Here is a 21,912-nt window from a genome sequence, read left to right as displayed (position 1 = left end):
CCAATCACAGATTAGTTTTGATTCGGTAATATCGAATGGATCCGTTGCTCAGAACTGATACCGGAGTTCCAACTCATTGGCTGCCTCAAGTAGAAGGCGGGGAATGGTGTCCTCAAATAACTCACCAGTTAGCCGATTAGATGGTCCAACAACGGCGACAGCTCCAACAACATCTGAATCTGTTGTTATTGGTGCTGCGGCAGCCTTCTCTCCCTCAAGAGATTCATTGACATTCACTGCGATCCCGTGCTCCCGGATCGTATCGAGTTCCTCGAACAATTCGTCGACATCTGTGATCGTATTTTCTGTCTTCATTGGTAGACCATGCTTTTCGACAATGTCGAGAACTTCTTCTCGAGACAACTCCGCTAAGATAGCCTTTCCAGCTGCGATCTCATGTAAGTGACGTCGATAGCCGATTCTACCTTCTGTCTGGACGGACTTATCACCCAGAGCTTTGTTCACGTACACAGCTTTCCCGTGTTCTTCGGTTATGAGATAGGCGGCTTCGCCGGTCTTAGACGCAAGATTTTCGAGCGCTTCCTGTGAAATACCAACTAGTTTATACCGGTCCCGAGCGGCCATCCCGTGCTCGAGAAAGCGGAGTCCAAGTTGGTACTCTCGTCCCTCTTTGACCAGGTATCCGCGATCGATGAGTGTCTGAGCATGGGTGTGAACAGTACTCTCGGCAAGTCCCAGTCGATCGGACAACTCTTCTCTTGTCGCTCCTGAGGAGCGGCTGATTTCTTCGATAATCCCGAAGACTGTCTCTGTCGTTTTAATCGAGCGGTTTGGCTTAGATGAGTCGGTCATATGTTACAGATGGTCAAGTCGGGGCTTATTCTTTGCGGGTTAACGGTGAGACGGTGAAGATCCTGTCTACGCTGTAGTTGATGAGACTCTATCCACTTCTGACAATACCCCTTATCTATTAGCAAGATGTTCACACAGAGTGAGCAGGGCGCTGAGGAATGACAATATAAACTAGATGAACAGAGATTAAAACATCAAAACCAGACTTTCTCCTGAGTCTTGTCGAGGGGTACTGGATTGTCGCACCAATGATTCGATATCATCGAAATTGTTTGAGCGGTGGTAAACTGGTAATTCACAACTGTTTTCGACGTACTACCAACCCATTTCCACCAACGTTCGCGAATAAGTCGAGGAACTCAATTGTACCTTCAAGATACGTCAAACGGCCATGGCGCTCCTAGCCATTACATCCTTACAATTGTAATACAACTAGCCGAGGTTCGTGACGGACATGTCCAACATCCACGAATATGGTTGTAGTGAGGACCAGAGCAGTTAGGAGGTACCGCCTGCCCTACCAGCGGTGAAATCTTAGGATGAATGATAGATTCACCAACAACCGGCTTGAGAGCGTCAACGAAGAAACGGCACAGCAGCAGTGTATTGGATACAGCATCCGGATATCCTGAACTCTCTGCTCGCTCAATTCGTTGATCGATGCCATGTGGAGGAATGATCCAATCTCAGACTGATTGTGCGCATCTATCAGTCGTTAGACCTTCGGGCTGTAGCTTGCTGTCCGCCAGTAAAAAAAACAGTCCGTTGAACGAAGAGATAACCAACACGACGGTGTGATCGGATTCTCAGATTGACCACATTGTAGACTAACAGGCCGATAGGATATTAGGTATACAGCGAAAACTGCGCAAACTCAGCTAATTCAGATGCGCACGCTCATCTGCGTGATACACACCGACTTCACCATGAGATTCAGTGGTTCAGTCAGGAATTGTCAGCGCGACCAGCTGAAGAGCCTCAACAACCGCAACGCAATATTCACGATTATCGAATAGTCTATGCGTGTTATCGTGAACATGTGTGACCGCATAACTGTCTTTATTCATGGCTCGATAGTGCCAGCTAGAGGGGCACGTTAATCAGTTCGTACAGCCGCAGCCGCCTTCACGGAGAAGCTCTCCCACCGGCTGACCTGCGCCACAATCTGGACAAACCACGCGGACATTAACGAGCACCTCATAATCGGACTGATCGATTTCGTCGGCTGCAGCGAGTGAGGAGACCGCGGACTCAGTAACTGCCGTAAGCCGGCCCTGGAGCTTCTCGATGGATTTAACTTTCCGCTCGCGGGGATCCCCGTTGTCCGATGGAAGGCTTGCGTCCCGGTCCCGCTTCAGGTACGTATGAACAGCTTGGTGCGTGACAAAGTCCGACTCAACGGAGTCCACGTCAACGTCCTCGCGCTCTAATCGCCGCCGTGCGCGCGTCGCACCCGCCTCCGCCCCCGACGATAGTGCCTCGTAGGTTCCCGACACTTCGAACTCCAGCGGAGCGCCTCCGGCGTCCCGAATCGCAGCCTCCAACACCGCCTCGTTGAACTCGTCGGCCAAGTCCCGCAGGCTCGTTCGATCACCCGATTCTCCTGTCCACGCCGCTTCGAGGCGGGACCCCATCCCCGTAAGGTCATAATCGTCTATCACGCGGGCGACCTTCGTCTGCCGACCGCCGTTCGTCTGTGACATACCTGCCCTTGTGCGTCAAGCATTACAAACGTAACGCTGTAAGTCTGAGTATCTCGACGGGTCTGTCGACAAACGTTTCAGTCAATAGCCTCCACGTACGCGTACTCGTCGTCAAGCGCCTGTGCATCTTCCGGTAGGAGCGCCGTGACGAGGTGGTCTGCGTGGTCTCCGAAGTAGCTAACCAAGTCGGCGATCCGGTCTGAGTCGATCGCCTCCAAGGAGTCGAGCAAAATGAATGGCACCGTCTCGTCGACGTCGTGAACTAGGTAACCAGCAAGCGCGAATACTAGCCCCGTGACCTCGCGTTCGCTCTCCGAGAGATGTCCGACTGTGTCCTCGTATGCGCTCCCATCCGCTGCCGACCGCACGACGTGGAGATCGAAGCGTGTTCGTGTCACCTTCCGACGTCCCTCGCGTTCCTCAACCTCGCGGCGTTCGATCCAGATCCGGTCAAGGTTATCGTACGACAGAATGTCGAGGACGGTCCCCATCCGCTCGTTGAATTCTTCGACGGCGGTTTCCTCGATGCGATCGACGCGCGTCCGCAATTCGGTCAGCCGCTCGGCGAGCTCCTCACGTTCCTCTTTGAGGTCCTCGCGGCGCTCGATCGCGGCCTCCCGCTCTTCGATCTCCTCGTCAATCTCGTCGATCTCGTCTTCGAGCCGGTCGATCCGGAGCTCTATCCCGTTCGCCTCGCGGTGGAGTTCCAACGCTTCGTCGTAGCCACCGACGTCGATCGATTCGGCCTCGCCTTCCAGATTCTCGATCTCGTCCTCTTTCGACTCGATCCGCACTTCGAGGTCGGCGATCCGCGACTCGGTCGACTCGATCTCGTTGTTGACCGCCTCGAGCCGCTCCTCGGCGCGCTCGTTCTCGCGTTGGGTCTGCTGGATCGATGACTGCCGGTTGGTGAGCTCTTGGATCTCCGCGCGGATATCATTGCGCTCGTCGAGCTTGTCAGACCGGAGCTCGTGGAGCCGGTCAAGGGTCGCTTCGATCTGGTCGGTCTCGACCTCGGACCCGCAGGTCCAACAGGCCGTCCGGTCACCTGCGGTTAGGGCGGCGGTCGGGTCGTCGATGGCCGTCTCCTCGTTGATGTCGATGTCGATCCCTGAGCCCTCGACCATGTCCTCGTTGAAGCCGATGACGCTGCCGAGTTCGTTGATGTCATCGTCGAGCGAACGCTTCCGGCGGCGAAGTTCGTCGATACGGCCGGCGAGCCGATCCGCGTTCTCGTCGGGCTCCTCAGCTGCTTCAATCGTCTCTCGGAGCTCCTTGCGCTCCGCTTTCAGCTCTGAGAGAGTCGAGCGCTCAGTCTCAAGATCGAACTCAAGGTCGTCGAGTTCGGAGCGAGCGTCCCGGACGCGCTGGAACGCTGCCTCCATCTCCTTCTTGCGCGTCCGGCTCTCCTCGACGCTGGCGTCGAGCTCGTCGAGTTCCTCGCGGATCGACTCGAGTTCCTCCTGTGCTTCCTCCAGCTCCTCGATCTTCTCGCGCCGGTCCGATTCGAGATCCGGGAGATCGCGTTCGAGGCCGTCGAGCTGCTCGATATCGGACTCTAGCTCCTCGCGTTCGCGTTTACACTCACGGATCTCCGCGTCGATCGAGTCGGTATCGATCGGGCGCATGATGATCTCGCGGAGGTCGTCACCGCGCGCTACCGCACGTCGCGCCTCGTTGTTCTCCAAGAGGAATGCGAACAGGTCGGCTAGTTCTGGATCGTCAAGGTACGGGTCACCGGTGAAGTCGACGGAGTCGCCGCGGCGCTTGAGCGTTCGTGTGTACGTCTTGTCACCGAGTTCGAGGGTGACTTCTCCCTCCTCGGCGTTGCCCTTCAGTGAACTTTGTCGGCTACCGAGCCCGGCCATCAGTGCCTGTAAGAAGGAGGTCCGGTTTGTTGCGTTCCGCCCGGTTAAAATCGAGACACCGCTGGGAAGCGTCACCGATGCTTCGTCGATGCCACCGATATTCCTGATATCGACGCGTACTGCGGTTTTTGAAATTTGTGACACGTAGGATATATTTGGCCTTCTTAATATTAAGTCTACCGCAATAGTATCTGGTAGTGTTCTCTGATTTACAGAATAAAGCAGGTCAGCATCCGTCTTTAGTTAAGCGAAAACCGTGTGATAGCGGCGGCTTATCGAGGCATCTTTCCGAAGGAATGAGGAAGTCCAGTCTGTGTACGACAAGGACTCCTCGTCTCGGATTATGCGTCGGCTCACTACACTGTTTCCCTCCGAGTTCCTCGAAGAGCACGCCGAGGAACTCGGCGTGGTCGAACGTGACCGCAAGCTCCAGATCCCTGCCTTCGTTTGGGCATTTGTGTTCGGCTTCGCCGTAGTGCCTAGTGAAAGTTATGAAGGTAGAGTCTGATGAGGAGGTATGTCTGGGGATCGCCGCAAAGAGATCGTCCGTCACCTCAGTGAGGACGATCTCGATCGACTCCTCGCGGAGTCTACGGATGAAAAACTCACTGAGCGGTTGATCTTCGTTAAACGGCTCTACAAGGGGGCAACCTTGGAGGACGCTGCCGACGATGTCGGCAGGTCCTCCGCGACAGGAACACGCTGGGCTCGCCGATGGAACAAGGGCGGTCTTGGACTTCTAATGCCGAACTTCGGGGGCGGCAGGCCCCCGAAGCTCGGCGAAGAGCAACAGCAACGCCTCTTGGAACTGCTCCGGGAGGGCCAACCGTGGAAGAAACAAGAGATACAACACCTCATCAACGAGGAGTTCGACGTTGAATTTCATCCAGCCCATCTCACTACGTTCCTCGAAAAGCTCGGCCTCTCCTACGCAATTCCGCGGACTAAGCGCCCATCACGGCCAGAGAATGCCGAAGAAATCCTCGACGAACGCGTCGGCGACGCGTTCGACGAGGCAACTGATGAGCCGCACAACAAACGCGATGGAGACGATGAGGAAGGCTGGGTCGTCGACGAAGAGATCCGTACGGACGGTGGAACTGTGCTTGGATTTCTCGACACATCGCATCCACAACCGTGGGACAACTCACAGCGACTCTACACCGTCGACGACCCTCACATCACCCGACCGCTGGTGAAGTTAGACGAACCAGCGGTCGGGTTCTATGCACTCTCCGGTGAGAGCGTGGTCCAGTTTCCAAGTAATCAGGAGAAAGAACGAATCTGTGAGTGTCTCGAAGGAATCCGCGAGCAGAATCCGAGTCAACGGATTCTGCTCGTCTTGGATAACTTCTCTTCTCACGTGTGCGAGTACACGCGTAAGCGAGCCCATCAACTCGGAATTGACCTCGTGTTTTTGCCCGTTGGTTCACCGGATCTCAATCCAATCGAGCAGGTCTGGAAGAGTCTGAAATGGGAAGCGTCACCGTTGATTGTGGAGAGCGCGGCAGAATACCGCGCTTTCCTTACCGAACTCTTTGAGAAGCTCACAGCTCAGCTTAGTTTTGCGGCCTCTTGGATCGACAATCATCTCAACGACTATCTTCAAAAGTTACGCTAGGTACTAAGGCGAAAGCCGAACACTCGCCGGGTTTAGACGCTGTTACAGCTCGATTGCCGATGAGACGATCTCTCCGGGTGGATTCTATCAACGGTTGACACCGACGCTTGCGGAGTACCTCCGCGACCTCGTCGAGCATGGTCTCGACGAGGTCGCTGTTCCTAACGCTGTTGACGCTGATCTCGACCGATTTAGAGACGTGATGATCGCTGATGGAACGGTGTTGCGGTTACACGAATTTCTCTCAGACCAGTTCGAAGCCCGCCACGAGGAGCAGGCTAGAGCGAAGCTCCACCTGCTCCACAATGCCACAGAGCAGACGATTAAACGGCTCGATACTGCTAACGAAAAAACGCACGACAGCACTTATTCAAAACAGGGCCGTGGCTTGAGAATCGCCTTGTACTGTTCGATCTCGCCTACTTCAAGTACCGCCGGTTTGCGTTGATCGACGAAAACGACGGCTACTTCGTGAGTCGGCTGAAGCAGAACGCGAACCCGCTCATTACGGGGGAGTTATGGGAATAGCGCGGCCGCGCCATTCCCTTAGAGGGCGAGCAGCTCCGAGCTGTTCTCGATGATCTTGACCGGAAATACATCGATGTGGAGGTCGAAGTCGAGTTCAAACGGGGGCCGTACAATGGGACACAGTCGCTGGATACGAAGCAATTTCGCGTCGTCGGCGTCCGCGACGAGGACGCCGACGACTACCACCTGTACATGACGAATTTAGCGAGAAAAGAGTTCTTTCCGGCGGATTTAGCGGAGGTCTATCGCTGTCGGTGGGAAGTTGAGTTGCTGTTCCGGGAGCTGAAGACACAGTACGAATTGGACGAGTTCGATACGAGTGACGAACACGTGGTGAGGATCTTATTGTACGCAGCGCTGCTGTCGCTGCTTGTAAGACGCGATCTGTTAGATCTAGTCACTGAGCAGGCGGATGATGAGCTTGTGTTTCCGACAGAGCGCTGGGCGGCGACCTTTCGGTCGCACGCCCAGCTCATTCTCCACAAACTCGGTGAGTTCCTCGGCTACTCACCACCACCGCTGCTCGACCGGCTGATCGAAGACACTCAAAAGATCTACAAGCGACGACCAATCTTACAAGAGACGCTCGCTACCGCTACACAACCGAGGTGTGAAGCTTAACTAAAGACGGATGAGCAGGTCAGTTTCCAGCCACATTGCGGTTGATAAGACTGTGGTCCGACCCAGAAATGAGCAATATTAGCTGTATGCTGCCGTCGATCCCAAGACAAACAAATTACTTCATACCACCCTGGGGCCCACGACAATAATTGTTATCGCTCATTCGTTTCTGACGGTCCTTTCCGAGAACTACGACGTCTCCGATGCCGTGATTCTCATCGATGGAACGCATTCGCTATAAGATACGTGTCAACTCCATGCTCTCAATTTCAGGAACGGGTGACATGGATATCGGAACTCTGTGGAACGTATCTATAGAGCAATATACATCGAACCTTCTGTTTCTCATACTGTTTTAGAACGCCGTAGCAGAAACTACTGCCCCCCGCTCAGGTCGTTTAGCTTCCCATGGAATCAGCTTTTCTCAACAGCGAGATATTTACCAAATTTGCTTTTGATGGTCAAGAACTTCTGTCATAATTGGTACTGGGATGCCGTATCCCCGCACCTAACGCGACAAGAATTACAACCGTACGTTTGTAATTGTATTCGCTTCGATACTGAATCATACATTCTACTGTTTTGTATATATCAAAACTAAGTGCGGTAAAGAATATTATATAATTTAAACTATAAATCGCTGATCCAATTACCACGACATTTCCCATTAAAATTGCTTCAAACATGCGTATGTCTACTTTCTGAGGAGCCAAGCGCGGTAATCGTTTATGTTCAGTTGTTCGGATCAGCCGAACTGTAATTCGAGGCTCGGCTTAGGGTGTTTGAATATTGACTTCGATTACGTTCGCAACGTCAAGAATCTGCTCCGGGGCGGTGTTCATGAACTGATCCTGTGGCATTCGACTCGTGGGTGCAGATAGACTGATTGCGCCGTAAATCGTCTCTTCATGGATGATCGGCGCAGCGACGGCGCGAACACCGGTGATTTGTTCCTCGTCGTTACTCGCATACCCGTCGCTTCGCACCTGCTCTAATTCCTCTCGGAGCACCTCCTCTTCCGTAATCGTGTTTGGAGTTCGAGAGACGAGTTGGTACCCATCAAGTATCTCGTTCCGGCGGGATTCGTCCAGGTGCGCGATGATCGCTTTGCTCGCGGCCGAACAGTGGAGATTCCTCCGAGGATACCCTTTAATCTGCGTGTACAGATCCTCCCCGACAGCATCGGCTCCGAACTGCTCGTACAGCAGAATCTCGCGGCTGTGACTCTCCACCACGAGGTGGGCCGCTTCGCCAGTCTTTCGAGCAAGTTTATCGACCTCCGGCTTCCCGATTTGATAAAGCCTGGAGTTTGCCCTCACGTATTCACCGAGTGGGAGTGCGAACAGCCCCACCTGATACTCCCCGTCCTCGACCTTGACGTACCCCTTATCGCACATCGTCGCGAGATAGGTGTGGGTCGTTCCCGGTGTGCGGTCGATCGCCCCAGCGATCTCTGTCACCGTTGCACCCCCCTCGTTTCGAAGTATTTTGAGTATGTCAAAAGCAATCCCCACCGACTTAATTCGCCGTGGCGCTCGGTTATCACTCATATGTTACTGTACACGTCTCCACGCGTATAATATTTGGTATAGTCAAAAACATTTTTATACAATAGAGTGTCGGACTAATAATTCTCAATAAACGAGTATCGCCCTATCGATCCCTCTCCGTCGGTAATTTTTTATATCCCGCTAAAGAGATGCCGACAGGTTACAATGAGTCACGTACAGCTATCTAACGTCACAAAGACGTACGACGACGTAGTTGCCGTCGAAGGGATCGACCTGACGGTTCGCGACGGCGAGTTCCTCGTCGTTGTCGGTCCATCTGGATGTGGGAAGTCGACGACTCTTCGTATGGTCGCCGGCCTCGAAACAATCTCTGGAGGTGAGATCGGAATCGGATCGAAGGTCGTCAACGACGTCCGGCCACAGGACCGAAACATCGCGATGGTGTTCCAAAACTACGCTCTCTATCCTCACATGAGCGTACGAGAGAACATGTCCTTCGGCCTGCGTCTCTCCGGCGAATACGAGGCCGCTGTGATCGACGACCGCGTCGAGAACGCCGCCGAACTTCTCGAAATCCCGGAACTACTGGAACAGTATCCCAAGGAACTCTCGGGCGGCCAGCAGCAGCGGGTCGCACTCGGCCGCGCGATCGTCCGCGACCCTGAGGTGTTCCTCATGGACGAGCCGCTCTCTAACCTCGACGCGAAGCTCCGCTCACAGATGCGAACGGAACTCCAGCGGCTCCACGAGGAACTCGGCGTCACCACGGTTTACGTGACACACGACCAGACGGAAGCCATGACGATGGGTGACCGGATCGCGATTCTGAACGATGGCGAACTCCAACAGGTCGCTGAGCCCGAGGTCTGCTACAGCGAACCGAACAATCGGTTCGTCGCGGGGTTCATTGGATCCCCGAGCATGAACTTCTTCGAGGTCGCTGTTGAGTCAGAATCCGACGGCATCCACGTGGATGGTGATAGCTTCCAGACCGATCTTAACGTGTCGCTAGAAACTGGCCGCTACACGCTCGGTATCCGCCCCGAAGACCTTCGCTTGGCGGACGAATCGGGCCGAATTCCCGCCGATGTCGATGTGGTTGAGCCTATGGGGGCGGACAACTACCTCTACCTCAATCCCCCGACTGACGACGACAGAGAGAAAGAGATCGTCGCTCGTGTCGACAGCGAGTACAGTCCTGATACCGGCGAGCGCATCGACCTCGATTTCGATATCGAAGACATTCACTTCTTTGACGAGACGGGAGATCGGGTCCCAACGACGATCGCCGAGCAAACAACGAGTCGATGATTCACGAAACCATCGGCACGGACGAGTATGAATGGGCTGGCAAGCCGTCCGGGGCCATCAAAAAGGTCGGTCAGCGAGACGGCTCCGTCCTTGTGGTCCCCGTGGGGAGCGTCGAGCAACACGGGAACCATCTCCCCGTCATTACCGATACACTTCTGGTGGACGCAATGGTTCATGGGGGGGCCAAATCGCTCCGCGACGCCGTCCCGCTGCTCGTCACACCCCCAATCTGGAGCGGGTTCTCGCCGCATCACCTTTCGCTGGGGGGGACGCTCTCGCTGGAGTTCGAGCACCTCCGACGAACGCTCGAGGATGTCGGCCGCACGGGACTAGAGAACGGCTTCGATGCCGTGTGTTTCGTAAACGGACACGGCGGTAACGGCGCGCTCATCGATGCGTTAGTGAGTACTCTCGGGAAAACGGCGGACGCGGAGGTGCTCGGCACAACGTATTTCAAGCTTGCGACGAGCGAAGTTTCTGATTTCCGCGAGAGTGAAACCGGGGGCATGGCTCACGGCGGTGAATACGAAACCTCCCTCATGCTGTACCTTCGTCCTGACTTGGTGGTCGATTCAATGATAGAGGAGGGAACCCGCTGGGAAGAGCACTACGACTGGGCCGGCGGCGACCTACTTGATGGCGGCTCGCTCTCGGTGTACCGCGACTTCGAGCAGTACTCCGAAACGGGCGACATTGGTGCCCCGGAACTCGCGAACGCGGATAAGGGCGAACGCATCTACGAAGCGGTGACGGAGGAGCTGGGCGCGCTGTTCACCGCCATCTACGAGCATAATCGCTGACGGCTGAACGGGCCATCCCGGGCGAACAGCCAATCCACCCAAAGGTTTTAATAACCACACGTGAACATTTAGCGCAGATGTCCGAAAAAAAGATGAACCTTATGGACGGAAGTATTGGCCGGCGAAACCTGCTTCAAGCGATGAGTGGCGGCGGTATCATCGCGCTTGCGGGCTGTTCTGGGGGCGGAAATGGCGGTGGTTCCGATGGCTCTGGAGACAGCGGAGGGAGCAACAATGACGGCGGCGGAGACGGAGAGACCATCCAGTTCTTGACGATGGGCGTCGGGGACAACATCGAGTCGTACTTTGAAGAGAACAACGCACAGTTTGAGGAGGAATACGATGTCTCCCTCGAGTTCACCAGCGTCACTTGGGACAACGCCCAGCAAACAGTCAATAACCGCGTCGACGGGGGCGAGGCCCCCGATGCCGCCCGCTGGCCGGCACGCTGGATTCCCCAGCTAGTCGGTAAAGAGGAGCTTGAGCCGATCGACGAGTTGATGGAGAGCGAGTTCGGCGACCGGTTCTATGAGGGGATGGCCGAGGGCTGTAAGTACCAAGGCTCCTACTATGGTGCTCCGTGGGCTGCGTCGAACAAGTGCTTCTACTACAACAAAGACGTCTTCGAGGCAGCCGGCCTTAACCCAGAGAACCCGCAACTCGACACGTGGGAGGACATGATCGCGGCCGGAGAGACCATCCGTGACGAAACAGACACGCCCCCGCTCGGGCTCGCCGGCGCCGAGGCTATCGAGACGGGATCACAGTACTACCACTACCACTGGTCGCACGGGGCGGACTTGATTGACGAGGACGGGAATCCCGTCGTCAACTCCGACGCCGGCGTCGAGGCGCTTTCACTCTACGCCGACCTCAATCAGGAGTACGGGATCACCCAGCCCTCGCCGCTCTCGTCGACCCGCCAAGACATTCGCCAGCTGTTCGAGTCCGGTGAACTCGGGATGGTCATCGCACACGTCTACACCGGGATCAACATCGACACTGCCAAGGAGGCAGGCGACGTTGACTTCGACTATGGTATCGTTCAGGTGCCCGCTGGGCCCGAGGGCCGGTACAGCCTGAACACCATCGACGCAATCTCCGTGTTCGCTCAGTCCGAAGTCAAAGACACGGCTGAGGACCTGCTCCGGTTTTACTTCGATCCCGACCGCCACTTCGAGTACGCGACGAGCAAAGGATTCATGCCCACTGTCGAGGAAGTCGGAGAGCGGGACTACTTCCAGGAGTCGTCGAACTGGGCTCCCTACATCGAGGCGGGCCAGTACGCCCGTGCTAGGCCGAAGCTCTCGAACTTCAACGAGTTCAACAACCGGATGGTTTTGGCTATTCAGGAGGCGGTCGGCGGACAGAAATCTCCGCAACAGGCGCTCGATGACGCCCAGTCCGATCTCGAAGATGCCATGGAGTGATCGGTAAAAATGGGCACTATAGAAGAGTACGCCGAGACAGCAACCGACTCGCGCCTAGAACGGGGGGTCGAGTACCTCCGCCGGAACAGCCGCGCGTACCTGCTGATCGCTCCCGCTGCGATCTTCCTGTTGAGCGTCGTCGGTTATCCGATCATCGAAACGTTTCGACTCTCGCTGTACGAGTCCCCCGCAGATTCCCCTGTCGAAACGTACGTCGGATTCCAGCACTACGTCGAAATTCTCACCAGCGACATCTTCACCCAGTTGCTCTGGCAGACCGGTCGCTGGGTCGTCGTGGGCGTCGCGGGGAAGACGCTACTCGGCCTATTGATCGCCGTCCATCTGAAGGGCGACATCAAAGGTCGAAAGTTCTTCCGCACGGCGTTCCTGATTCCGTGGGGAATTCCCTACGCTATCTCCGCAGTCGTGTTCCGCTGGATCGAACATCCGCAGTACGGCTACTTGAACGCCGTCCTGATAGAACTGGGGCTCATTGATCAGGGGATCGGCATCCTTGGGAATCCCGAGATCGCATGGCTCGGGGTCATCGTGGCCGACGTCTGGATAGGTACACCGTTCATGGCGATCATCTTCTTGGCGGGGCTCCAGTCGATTCCACAGGAACTGTACGAGGCGGCCGCGATCGACGGCGCCGAACGGTGGCAGCAGTTCCGCTACATCACGCTGCCACAGCTCAAGTCAGTGATCCTGATCGCGACCCTGCTGTCGACAATCTGGACGTTCGTCAGCTTCGACACGATCTGGACCATGACCGGCGGCGGACCGATCAACACCACATCGACGCTCGTGATCTGGATCTACCAGGTCGGTCTGGAGAACGGGAACCTCGGTCGCGGCGCCGCGTTCAGCGTCATTGGCTTTCTCTTCCTTCTGGCGTTCGCCATCGTCTATCTGCGCGTATATACGCGTGGGGGTGAAGAGCTATGACGATGGCTGGCCACGACCGAAGCTGGCTCCGGAAGGTCCGCCTGTACGGGATGCTGATCGCGCTGCTGGGACTAATGATGTTCCCATTCTACGCGATGTTCTCGAGTACGTTTAAAAACGAATCTGAGATCTTCTCAAGCCCGGCGACACTCATTCCCGCAGATCCGACGCTCGAAGCGTATCTTCAAGTGTGGAGTCAAACGGATATCCTTCTGTGGGTCGGCAACAGCTTCCTCATCTCCATCGGAACCGTCCTTCTCACGCTGGTGCTTGCCATCCCGGCCGCGTACTCGTGCGCACGCAATGAGTTCGTCGGTAAGCGGTCGTTCCTGTTGGCGGTGCTCGTCGTACAGATGTTCGCACCGGTCGTACTCATCGTCGGGCTCTTCGATGTCATCACGGCGGTCGGCCTGTTCGATAGCTACCTCGCTGTCATTATCCCCGCGGCGGCGTTCACGCTGCCGTTCAACGTGTGGATGCTGTATGGGTACTTCAAGACGATCCCGGTGTCGCTAGAGGAGTCCGCGCGGATCGACGGGGCCGATCAGTGGCAGATCCTGACGAAAATCGTCCTGCCGCTCACGAAGCCGGCGCTCGTCGCGAGCGTCACCTACACGTTCCTTTACGCGTGGAACCGCCTGCTATTCGTCTTGACGTTCCTCACGGACGCCGGGAAGTACAACGTCCCGCGGGGCGTCTTCTCGATGGTTGGAGCGCTCCAGACAGATTGGCGGATGATGCTCACCGCGTCGGTCATCGGCATTGTGCCGCTGCTAATTCTCTTCGCATTCCTTGAGGAGTACATCGTCTCGGGGATGACCGCTGGCGCCGTCAAGGAGTAGCGTCTCCCCGGTTCCGCTCCAATCCGACGCGGGATTTAACACCCCGGCCCTGCCTCTGATCGCATGGAGTTTGCAACGTGGGCGTACCCGTGGGATCTCCGCGACGAGGGCGTCGAGTCGGTGTCCTCGCGGCTCAGGGGGATCGGCGTCGATGAAGTGAACCTCGCGACGAACTACCACGCCATCCAGGCGTTCTCTCCCCACGGCGCGGGGCAGAAGACCCACTTCGCAGAGGCGAGTTCGTACTTCCTCCCGGACGACAGGTATGGCGATCTCCGACCGACGCCGTACGAGGGGATGGACGGGGACTGGGTCGAGTCGATCACGACGGCAGCCGAGGATCTCCGATTGACCTCGTGGACGGTCGGCTGTCACAACTCGCGGCTCGGGATGGCGAATCCCGATGTCACGCTGACGTCTCCATACGGCGACAACCTAGTGTTCGGTCTTTGCCCTTCCAACCCGGCGGTTCAGCGCTACCTGACATCGGTCGTGGGTGACCTCGCCTCGCGGGAGTGGTTCGATCGGATTGAGCTGGAGACGTTCGACTACTTCTACGGCACCGGATTCGGTTGGCACCACCAGAAAATCCACGTGGAGCTCGGGACACTCGGGGAGTTCCTGTTCGGCCTCTGCTTCTGTGAGCACTGTCGAGAACACGCCGCGACGCGAGGGATCGACGTCGAGGAGGCGCGAGAGGCGACGGTTGAGGTACTCGATGACATCATCTCGAACGGTCTGTCGAACGACATCATCCCGGAAGAGTGGATCCGACAGCATCAACCGGTCGCCGACTACGTCGCAGCACGTCAGGATCGCCTCGGTGACCTCTACGCGGACCTCTACGCGGCTGCGGACGGGACACCGCTCGGCTACTACGTGGGCACCCCAGAACCCGGCCGGGAATGGATGGCTGGCGTTGATTTGGACCGACTCTCGGAGTACCTCGATTACGTCTGCCTTCCAGCGTACGAGTCGAGCCGCGAGGCAGTTCTCCGCGCTTACCACCGCGTCAAGCGCCACGATCCGGACGTACCGGTTCACGTCGGACTGCTTCCCGGCTATCCTGAGATTAACGACGCTGAGACGCTCTCACGGATCGTCGAGGGGCTTCGTGAGGAGGATGTTCCCCGCGTCTCCTTCTACAACTACGGGCTCCTCCCGGACCGCTCGCTCGACTGGATCGAAGCGGCGATCCGGTGAAGACGGTACCTTCTTCTATCGGGGATGTACACGGGTGTACATGGAAATTACAGACGTGACAGCTAGAACTGTGGACGTACCGTTGCTCGAACTCGACGAGCCGCTCGGCATCGGCCCCTACGTAACGAACCACGGACAGGTTGACTCCATGGAACGAGTCCTCGTAGAAGTTGAGACCGACGAGGGGGTGTCCGGATGGGGAGAGATGCGCACGTTCCTCACCGCGGCTGCCACGGAGTCTGTGATCGAGGATGGAATCGGCCCTCTGATCGAGGGCCAGTCGCCGTTCGAGGTCGAGCGCCTTCGCCGACAGGTGTTCATCGAATATACGAACGTCGAGCTGTTCTTTGCCGCCGTTGAGACCGCCTGTTGGGATATCGCGGGGAAGGCGCTCGGCAAACCCATCCACGAGCTGCTCGGCGGCTCGACTGCCCCGGATCAGACGGCCGCGATGAATGCCGACGCCGCGGACCGTGCCTCGGGAAGCGATACCGACATCGAATTCGCCTTCTGCCTCGGCATCCTCTCGCCTGAAGAATCTCGCGTCAAGGCTCGTAATGCGCTTGAGGCCGGTTTTTCGGTGCTCAAAACTAAAGCCGGACGGGACTGGCAGCAGGACGTAGCACGGATCGAGGCCATGTACGACGAGGTGGACGGAGAATTGGAATTCAGGCTCGACCCGAATCAGGGCTGGTCACTTGATCAGGCGGTCCGCGTCGGTGCGGCGCTTGAAGACGCCGGTATTTACCTCCAGTACTTGGAGCAACCGATACGCGTGAACGCCCACGGTTCGCTCGCGACGCTCCGGAAGCGGCTCCGGCAGCCGATCGCCCCGAACGAGGACACGTACATCCCGAACAACCTACAATCGCTTGCGGCGGCCGGCGCGATGGACGTCGCCGTCTTGGATCTCACACCAGCCGGCGGGATCAGCGGCCTTAGACAGCAGGCGTCGATCGTCGAGGATACAGGCGTCCCCTTCACGCACCACTGCGCGTTCGACCTCGGGATTCGGACCGCGGCTATCCTCCAGGCCGTTCACGGGCTGCCCGGCTTTTCACTTCCGCCGGACACGACATACTACGCATGGGAGGGAGACATCATTGAAGATCCGTTCGACGCGTCGAATGGTCGGATGACGGTCCGCGACGCACCTGGACTCGGAATCGAGGTCGACCGAGACGCGATCGAGCGGTACGAAGTGTAGCGTCTAACAGGCGTCGCAGGGCGTCGGGCAGCCGATTTCACGTCGGAAGCTTCATTATCGCCCACCATGTGTTTTCAGCCGATATGGTCGAGCTGTCACTCGCAGACCGTCCAGCGATAGTTACCGGCGCCTCACGTGGTATCGGGAAGGAGATTGCGGCGGCGTTCGTAGAGGCGGGTGGAGACGTGGTCATCTGCTCACGAACGTATGATGATGTCGCGACCGTCGCAGACGAACTTGAGGCTAACCACGACGGGCGCGTTGTGCCGGTCGAGTGCGACGTAACCGACTCGGAAGCCGTCCGCGATCTCGTCGACACCGCAGTCGAGGAGTTCGGCGACCTCCGCGTCCTCGTTAATAACGCCGGCGGCTCAGTAGAGTCCGCTGACCTGATTCACCGGTGTGGCGAGGACGAGTTCGAGTGGATGCTAGAGTTGAACCTCAAGGCGCCGTACCTGCTCGCCCGCGAGGCGCTACCGGCAATGATTTCCGCGGGCGGCGGGTCGATGATCCACGTGGGGTCGGTCAACGGGCTCTTTGGGATCGGTCTCTCGGGCTACTCGGAGGCAAAGAGCGGGCTGCTCGCGCTCTCACGGAACCTCGCAACCCACTACGGACAGTACGGAATCCGATCGAACGTGCTCTCAGCCGGAACCATCGAGACCCAAAACCGCCGGGATGAGATGGAGGGCACGGAAGAGCGGTCCGGCGAGACGAGCGCCCGGGACCGGTGGCTCGACCAGTACCCGTTGGGGCGGTTCGGACGACCGCGGGAGGTGGCGGACACCGCCCTGTTCCTCGCGAGCGACCGATCCGGGTTCATTACCGGTGAGAACCTCGTCGTCGACGGCGGCCTGACCGCCGGCTTGCCCCAGTCGTTCGAGAACGAGATCTATCAGGCCGACGAGCCGCCGGCCAGTCGATGAGAACGGCGACGGTCCCTCGCGTCTCCGACTCTGCCCCGCTTGTCAGGGAGACGTCTGGGACGGCGTGGGAGTATTCGGACCCGGTTACCGTCGACCGGTTCCTCTGGACCTCCCCTGAGCGCCAGCCGCAGACGACGGTGCGAGCGTTGTACGACGACAACGCGCTCTACCTACACTACGAGGTGACGGACCGCCACAGCCACGCGACGGCGACTACGCTCAACGGACCGGTGTGGGAGGACAGCTGCGTCGAGTGGTTCGCCAGTCCGCGGCCGTCGTCCGATGAGGCGTACTTCAACTTCGAGGTGAACTGCGTCGGGACGTTCCACCTCGCCTACGGGTCTGACCGACCGAACCGAAATCTGGTCGACCTCAAGACCGCGGACGCCGTTCGGGTTCGGACGTCGATCGACGGTCCCACAAAGACCCCTCGTCCCGACGACGAAGGGTGGTGGGTCGCCGCGACGCTTCCGTTCGACGCACTATCAGCCCTCTCCGGCGTCGACGTCGCTCCGTCGCCGGGAACACGGTGGCACGGGAACTTCCACCGGCTCCGGAGCCGCCCGGAACCGCTCTACGCCGCGTGGAACACGGTTGACGCGCCTGAGCCGGACTTCCATCGACCGGCCGCGTTCGGCGAACTCCGGTTCCGGTGACGAAAGATACAATTGACCGCCAAGATATTCTCTCTCTATGGAGGAAGTCAACACCAATCAGGCTCCAGATGCGATCGGTCCGTACTCGCAGGGAACGCTCAACGACGGCCGGGTGTACGTCTCGGGACAGGGCCCTGTCGACCCCGACTCCGGTGAGATCGTCTCAGACGACGTGGCGGAGCAGACGGCACGGACGCTGGAGAACGTCGCTGCCATACTCGACGCTGCGGGGAGTTCGTTCGACGACGTCGTCCACGCAAACGTCTACGTCACGGACATGGACGACTACAAAACTGTCAACGAGGTCTACGCAGAGTACATGACCGAGCCGTACCCGGCGCGAGCGGCCATGGAGGTCTCCCGTCTACCCATTGAGATCGCTGTCGAAATTGAGGTTGTCGCGAGCGTCTGAGTGACGGTGCGGCCACTCCGATGCGAATAGTACAATGGTCTTGACGTTCTCATTTATTAACATGACTGTTAGAACTGTTGGCGATGTTAACTTAAGGACGAGGCGGTCAGTGTTTTGAATGCTCTATATCCGAATTTGCCCTTCCAACAGCGGATCTGCGCCTTCACATCGGTGAGACAGTCCATGAGCTCCTCAACAGTGTGCCCGCTGTCTCGAAGCCGCATCGCCTGGCGACGGTAGTCAGGGTAATACGTCGTGTGAGTACCGCCTTCGTCACGGTGGAGGATGCCGTCGTCGGCGAGTCGTTCGAGGACGCGCTTGGTTGGCTCGTGTGACCAGCTCGCTTCGGAAGCGATCCAGTTGGCTGTGCGAGGCTCCGACAGCTGTCGGGCAGTCATCCGCACGCGGTCTTCACCCGTGGTCTGGCGTTCGATCAGGCCCTCGGAATTCGATTTGTTTTCGCTCATACAACCCTGTTCGGACTCTATTTAATACAGATTGAGGGCATTAGTCCTATATCGAACCTATTTTTCGCCACCGCTTCGATCTCGACTGAAAGGAGTAGAGCAAATTCGAACCCCGTACTTGAGGGATCTACAAGGGGGAAGCGCCGTCGTGAGGCGATTGTAGCATTCGTGCTTCCTTGATGGCGGCGAGGTACTTCAAAGTGGGCGTGATTATTGCGCTAATCGGCTCGAGCCACCAGGGTGGATCTCTCAATAGTCCTCAGCAGAGTCGAACACGTCGGTGGAATCCTGAAGAATATCTTGTGACGACTTTCCATCAGCACGAGATGAAATTGGATCTTCCCAGCATTCGATCTCGAGTGTTTGTGCATCCGATATCTGATGCGGGTCAGTTGTCACATTGAAAATTACCGTGTGATAGATAGCAAGGAGTCGGTGATCATAGACACTAACATGATCGATGCCAGTTCGATTCAGGACTGCTGGGATATCCATGCGACCAGAGAGAGATACCGAGACGGTTGGAGAATCCGCGTCAGCCATATCATCGATTCTCACATCAGACAGATAAACTACCTGTGCTGGAGAGCCTCGAGGAACTTGTGTTGACCGTTAGGAGGGTGTCATAGAACACTTCACAAAGCATTGTTTCACAGGTTTAGTATGAATTTCCTGATACACTGATCCTGCGTATTGACCGGTGAGAATCCGCCGGTTCGAAGAGTCGACTGCGGTCTCGCAGGGACGATAGCCCTCGGGCCAGCCACCGACAGCGAGCCCGGCGAAGACTCGGTACTTATACTCTCTGCTGCGACATCGGACAGCAATCCAGATCTGATCGAACGCGTCGGCCCATCGAACACAACGCGGGGAATCAGCCCACCACCATCGGCGCTTCCGACGACAGCACCGAGACCGCCGCCGTCGAGGAGTTCCCGAATACGCAGTAGGGGAAGATTATCCGCCGCTCAATCGCGACGATTTACCCGGACGAAGAGTTCGGCAGCATGAGCAGTATCGAGAACCCTGAGGCGCTCGAAGAAATAGAGCGGGCCAACTGAACCGGAGTCCCTCGCCTCAGTTCAGTCGGACAGCGACACAACGGCGCCGTCGTTCCACGCGTCAGCGGTGAAATCGACTGCGTCGTTCCACGTGGCGACGGCCGTCGTCACCGCGAGATCGCCGGTCACGTTCACCATCGTCCGGATGCGGTCGAGGATGGGGTCGACGCCAGCGACGAGACCGACGATTTCCAGTGGGAGCCCCAACTGTGTCAAGACGAGCGTGAGCATGATGAGACCCGACCCGGGCACGCCGGCGGTTCCGATGCTCGCCAGCACGGCCACCGCGACGACCGCGAACTGGTCGGCCAGAGAGAGCTCCAAGCCGACGATGTTCGCCGCGAAGACGGCTGCGACGCCCTGGTACATCGCCGTGCCGTCCATATTGATGGTGGCGCCGAGCGGAAGAGTAAATCCGTAGATGCGTTCTTCGATGCCAAGGTTGTCGTCCGCGTCGGACATCGTCACCGGGAGCGTCCCGGACGACGACCGGATGCTCAGCGCAGTCACCATCGCGTCGCGCGCGCCGGAGAGGAACGCAATCGGAGACCGTCCCGCGACACCGACGACGAACACGCCGAGGTAGACGAGCCCGATATGGATGATGGCCGCGAGGAGCATAGTTCCGATAAGGAGCGCGAAGGGAAGGATGGCGTCGACACCAGCGGTGCCGAAAACATTCGCCATGAGCGCGAAGACGCCGATAACTCCGAACTCCATCGCGCCCCAAACGACCTTGTACATCGCCTCTGCACCTGCGTCAGCGAGGTCGAAGAACCCCTCGATGCCGCGTTTGACCTGCTCGTCGTCCGTTTCCTCCCATACTAGCGTGAGGCCAAGGCCGAACACGACGACGAAGAAGATGGTCGGCAACACGCTACCCTCAGCCATCGCGCCCACGGGATTCGTCGGGACGATGTTGAGAACGACTTCGACGGCGTTGGGGGCCTCAGCGCTCTGGGCCTCCGCTCCGGCGAGGAGTGATTCGAGCCCGCGGGAGCCGGGCGAGACGAAGTTGCTCACGCCGAGTCCGATGGCGACCGCAAACGCGGACGTGAGTGCGTACAGCCCCACTACTTGCGCGCCAATCCGCCCGAGCGACGACGGCGAGAGTTGCCGGACACCCATCAGGAGCGTGAACACCACAATAGGAACGATCAGCATCTTCAGCAGTCGGACGAACAAGTCGCCAACTGGTTTCAGGGCCGTTGCGGGCTCGCCGACGGCGAGGCCAACGAGCGAGCCGAGGACGAACGCGACCCCGATACGGTAGACGATTCCGACCGAACGATACCGATTCCAAAGAGACGCAATGACAGACTGTGACATGTACCGTATTTACACCGGCAACATAGCCGACGTATAAATATATCGATGATGCTCTTGTATTGAACAATTTGAGAGGACAAAAGGAAGGTATGCCACTGTTCTATGACACCCTGATTGTACTTCCTGTACTGACTGCAACGGGGCCAGAGTATATCATTTCCTGAGGATTTCAACAGGGCATATAGTCTGTATTTTTACTGTTATAGTAGGTTAGTAGCTTAGAAGTGCGTTCACCCGGTACACGGGGTTCAAAATCAGTTAGAGAATTTCTTTTTGTTTCCGAATAATGATTTTCCAAACCCGTTCAGCGTGGTTATTTCGGATTGAACGAACGTTGTGAGAATGGCTTCGAGATCGCCACACTCAGCGACCAATTCATCCATTTCTCACACGATTCACTCGTCAACAGCGACTCAGAACTTCTCTTTCGCTATAGCTATGACAAACGGAGAACAACATACACAAAGTACACAACGCTTCTAATTCGTCAGAGCTGATTCAGCAAACCATGAGAACGCTTCTATGACACAACGCTCTTGTGGCGTAGATTGTTGGTGAGTCATAGCGCAGTTTCGAGGATGGTTTTGAGCGCTTCTTTCCCCGGTTTGCGGAACACTTCTCGACGGAGCTGAAACGCTCGGATATACGGCGTGAG

The 21,912-nt window shown here is 57.3% G+C and carries 17 protein-coding genes and 5 pseudogenes; 14 read left to right on the top strand and 8 right to left on the bottom strand.

What is annotated here, in order from left to right; genetic code table 11:
* Positions 1–48: 48 nt before the first annotated feature.
* The 3 genes from EXE41_RS12845 to EXE41_RS12835 form a co-directional block, all read right to left on the bottom strand.
* The gene (locus EXE41_RS12845; protein WP_137691229.1) at positions 49–813 is read right to left on the bottom strand and encodes an IclR family transcriptional regulator; all 765 of its coding nucleotides are present in this window, start codon (positions 811–813) and stop codon (positions 49–51) included.
* Positions 814–1,913: 1,100 nt separating this feature from the next.
* Positions 1,914–2,516 carry a rod-determining factor RdfA gene (rdfA, locus tag EXE41_RS12840; RefSeq protein ID WP_137691228.1) on the bottom strand — a complete coding sequence of 201 codons (603 nt, stop codon included), beginning with the start codon at positions 2,514–2,516 and terminating at the stop codon, positions 1,914–1,916.
* A gap of 77 nt (positions 2,517–2,593) precedes the next feature.
* Positions 2,594–4,528 (bottom strand): archaea-specific SMC-related protein, encoded by a 1,935-nt coding sequence (locus EXE41_RS12835; RefSeq protein WP_137691227.1) that lies wholly within the window; start codon positions 4,526–4,528, stop codon positions 2,594–2,596.
* 199 nt (positions 4,529–4,727) lie between these two features.
* Between EXE41_RS12835 and EXE41_RS12830 the strand changes: the two are divergent.
* The 4 genes and pseudogenes from EXE41_RS12830 to EXE41_RS20025 all read left to right on the top strand — a co-directional run.
* A pseudogene (locus EXE41_RS12830) lies at positions 4,728–4,883 on the top strand (IS4 family transposase); the annotation flags it as partial.
* 18 nt (positions 4,884–4,901) lie between these two features.
* Complete coding sequence (locus EXE41_RS12825; protein WP_137691226.1) at positions 4,902–6,005, top strand: IS630 family transposase; 1,104 nt, start codon at positions 4,902–4,904, stop codon at positions 6,003–6,005.
* Between the two features lie 7 nt (positions 6,006–6,012).
* Positions 6,013–7,154 (top strand): annotated as a pseudogene (locus tag EXE41_RS12820) (IS4 family transposase); the annotation flags it as partial.
* Between the two features lie 31 nt (positions 7,155–7,185).
* Positions 7,186–7,575: pseudogene (locus tag EXE41_RS20025) on the top strand (IS6 family transposase); the annotation flags it as partial.
* A 352-nt stretch (positions 7,576–7,927) separates the two neighbouring features.
* Here EXE41_RS20025 and EXE41_RS12815 read toward each other — a convergent pair.
* Positions 7,928–8,704 (bottom strand): IclR family transcriptional regulator, encoded by a 777-nt coding sequence (locus EXE41_RS12815; protein WP_137691225.1) that lies wholly within the window; start codon positions 8,702–8,704, stop codon positions 7,928–7,930.
* A 165-nt stretch (positions 8,705–8,869) separates the two neighbouring features.
* Here EXE41_RS12815 and EXE41_RS12810 point away from each other — a divergent pair, with 165 nt between their 5' ends.
* From EXE41_RS12810 to EXE41_RS12765, 10 genes are all read left to right on the top strand, one after another.
* On the top strand, positions 8,870–9,976 hold the full coding sequence (locus EXE41_RS12810) for an ABC transporter ATP-binding protein (protein ID WP_137691224.1): 1,107 nt from the start codon (positions 8,870–8,872) through the stop codon (positions 9,974–9,976).
* On the top strand, positions 9,973–10,776 hold the full coding sequence (locus EXE41_RS12805) for a creatininase family protein (RefSeq protein WP_137691223.1): 804 nt from the start codon (positions 9,973–9,975) through the stop codon (positions 10,774–10,776). The genes EXE41_RS12810 and EXE41_RS12805 overlap by 4 nt, the downstream gene beginning before the upstream one ends.
* Before the next feature lie 77 nt (positions 10,777–10,853).
* Positions 10,854–12,206: a sugar ABC transporter substrate-binding protein gene (locus EXE41_RS12800; protein WP_137691222.1), complete on the top strand. Its 1,353-nt coding sequence runs from the start codon at positions 10,854–10,856 to the stop codon at positions 12,204–12,206.
* Positions 12,207–12,215: 9 nt separating this feature from the next.
* Complete coding sequence (locus EXE41_RS12795) at positions 12,216–13,154, top strand: carbohydrate ABC transporter permease (RefSeq protein WP_137691221.1); 939 nt, start codon at positions 12,216–12,218, stop codon at positions 13,152–13,154.
* Entirely contained in the window at positions 13,151–13,996 is an 846-nt protein-coding gene (locus EXE41_RS12790) for a carbohydrate ABC transporter permease (protein WP_137691220.1), read from the top strand. The genes EXE41_RS12795 and EXE41_RS12790 overlap by 4 nt, the downstream gene beginning before the upstream one ends.
* 63 nt (positions 13,997–14,059) lie before the next feature.
* Positions 14,060–15,199: a hypothetical protein gene (locus tag EXE41_RS12785; RefSeq protein WP_137691219.1), complete on the top strand. Its 1,140-nt coding sequence runs from the start codon at positions 14,060–14,062 to the stop codon at positions 15,197–15,199.
* A gap of 40 nt (positions 15,200–15,239) precedes the next feature.
* Positions 15,240–16,406, top strand: coding sequence for a mandelate racemase/muconate lactonizing enzyme family protein (locus tag EXE41_RS12780; protein ID WP_137691218.1), 1,167 nt, complete (start codon positions 15,240–15,242; stop codon positions 16,404–16,406).
* Between the two features lie 83 nt (positions 16,407–16,489).
* Positions 16,490–17,332, top strand: a complete 843-nt coding sequence (locus tag EXE41_RS12775; protein ID WP_137691217.1) for an SDR family NAD(P)-dependent oxidoreductase — start codon at positions 16,490–16,492, stop codon at positions 17,330–17,332.
* Positions 17,329–17,988 carry a carbohydrate-binding family 9-like protein gene (locus tag EXE41_RS12770; RefSeq protein ID WP_137691216.1) on the top strand — a complete coding sequence of 220 codons (660 nt, stop codon included), beginning with the start codon at positions 17,329–17,331 and terminating at the stop codon, positions 17,986–17,988. The genes EXE41_RS12775 and EXE41_RS12770 overlap by 4 nt, the downstream gene beginning before the upstream one ends.
* 37 nt (positions 17,989–18,025) lie before the next feature.
* Complete coding sequence (locus tag EXE41_RS12765; RefSeq protein WP_137691215.1) at positions 18,026–18,400, top strand: Rid family detoxifying hydrolase; 375 nt, start codon at positions 18,026–18,028, stop codon at positions 18,398–18,400.
* Positions 18,401–18,531: 131 nt separating this feature from the next.
* Here EXE41_RS12765 and EXE41_RS12760 read toward each other — a convergent pair.
* From EXE41_RS12760 to EXE41_RS12740, 4 genes and pseudogenes are all read right to left on the bottom strand, one after another.
* Positions 18,532–18,867, bottom strand: a pseudogene (locus tag EXE41_RS12760) (hypothetical protein); the annotation flags it as partial.
* A gap of 249 nt (positions 18,868–19,116) precedes the next feature.
* Positions 19,117–19,410 (bottom strand): hypothetical protein, encoded by a 294-nt coding sequence (locus EXE41_RS12755; protein ID WP_137691214.1) that lies wholly within the window; start codon positions 19,408–19,410, stop codon positions 19,117–19,119.
* Positions 19,411–19,949: 539 nt separating this feature from the next.
* The gene (locus EXE41_RS12745) at positions 19,950–21,257 is read right to left on the bottom strand and encodes a dicarboxylate/amino acid:cation symporter (protein ID WP_137691212.1); all 1,308 of its coding nucleotides are present in this window, start codon (positions 21,255–21,257) and stop codon (positions 19,950–19,952) included.
* A gap of 559 nt (positions 21,258–21,816) precedes the next feature.
* A pseudogene (locus tag EXE41_RS12740) lies at positions 21,817–21,912 on the bottom strand (IS1595 family transposase); the annotation flags it as partial.

Origin of the sequence: Halorubrum sp. SD690R, from assembly GCF_005435035.1 — an archaeon.
GTDB lineage: Archaea > Halobacteriota > Halobacteria > Halobacteriales > Haloferacaceae > Halorubrum > Halorubrum ezzemoulense.
This window is presented reverse-complemented; position numbering and strand designations above follow the sequence as displayed.

What these genes read in the sequence shown, in the direction of transcription:
- EXE41_RS12770 (WP_137691216.1), top strand. Translation starts at nt 17,329, where the DNA reads ATGAGAACGGCGACGGTCCCTCGCGTCTCCGACTCTGCCCCGCTTGTC.
- EXE41_RS12795 (WP_137691221.1), top strand. Translation starts at nt 12,216, where the DNA reads ATGGGCACTATAGAAGAGTACGCCGAGACAGCAACCGACTCGCGCCTA.
- EXE41_RS12825 (WP_137691226.1), top strand. Translation starts at nt 4,902, where the DNA reads ATGTCTGGGGATCGCCGCAAAGAGATCGTCCGTCACCTCAGTGAGGAC.
- EXE41_RS12845 (WP_137691229.1), bottom strand. Translation starts at nt 813, where the DNA reads ATGACCGACTCATCTAAGCCAAACCGCTCGATTAAAACGACAGAGACA.
- EXE41_RS12790 (WP_137691220.1), top strand. Translation starts at nt 13,151, where the DNA reads ATGACGATGGCTGGCCACGACCGAAGCTGGCTCCGGAAGGTCCGCCTG.
- EXE41_RS12815 (WP_137691225.1), bottom strand. Translation starts at nt 8,704, where the DNA reads ATGAGTGATAACCGAGCGCCACGGCGAATTAAGTCGGTGGGGATTGCT.
- EXE41_RS12800 (WP_137691222.1), top strand. Translation starts at nt 10,854, where the DNA reads ATGTCCGAAAAAAAGATGAACCTTATGGACGGAAGTATTGGCCGGCGA.
- EXE41_RS12780 (WP_137691218.1), top strand. Translation starts at nt 15,240, where the DNA reads ATGGAAATTACAGACGTGACAGCTAGAACTGTGGACGTACCGTTGCTC.
- EXE41_RS12805 (WP_137691223.1), top strand. Translation starts at nt 9,973, where the DNA reads ATGATTCACGAAACCATCGGCACGGACGAGTATGAATGGGCTGGCAAG.
- rdfA (WP_137691228.1), bottom strand. Translation starts at nt 2,516, where the DNA reads ATGTCACAGACGAACGGCGGTCGGCAGACGAAGGTCGCCCGCGTGATA.
- EXE41_RS12745 (WP_137691212.1), bottom strand. Translation starts at nt 21,257, where the DNA reads ATGTCACAGTCTGTCATTGCGTCTCTTTGGAATCGGTATCGTTCGGTC.
- EXE41_RS12755 (WP_137691214.1), bottom strand. Translation starts at nt 19,410, where the DNA reads ATGGCTGACGCGGATTCTCCAACCGTCTCGGTATCTCTCTCTGGTCGC.
- EXE41_RS12785 (WP_137691219.1), top strand. Translation starts at nt 14,060, where the DNA reads ATGGAGTTTGCAACGTGGGCGTACCCGTGGGATCTCCGCGACGAGGGC.
- EXE41_RS12775 (WP_137691217.1), top strand. Translation starts at nt 16,490, where the DNA reads ATGGTCGAGCTGTCACTCGCAGACCGTCCAGCGATAGTTACCGGCGCC.
- EXE41_RS12810 (WP_137691224.1), top strand. Translation starts at nt 8,870, where the DNA reads ATGAGTCACGTACAGCTATCTAACGTCACAAAGACGTACGACGACGTA.
- EXE41_RS12765 (WP_137691215.1), top strand. Translation starts at nt 18,026, where the DNA reads ATGGAGGAAGTCAACACCAATCAGGCTCCAGATGCGATCGGTCCGTAC.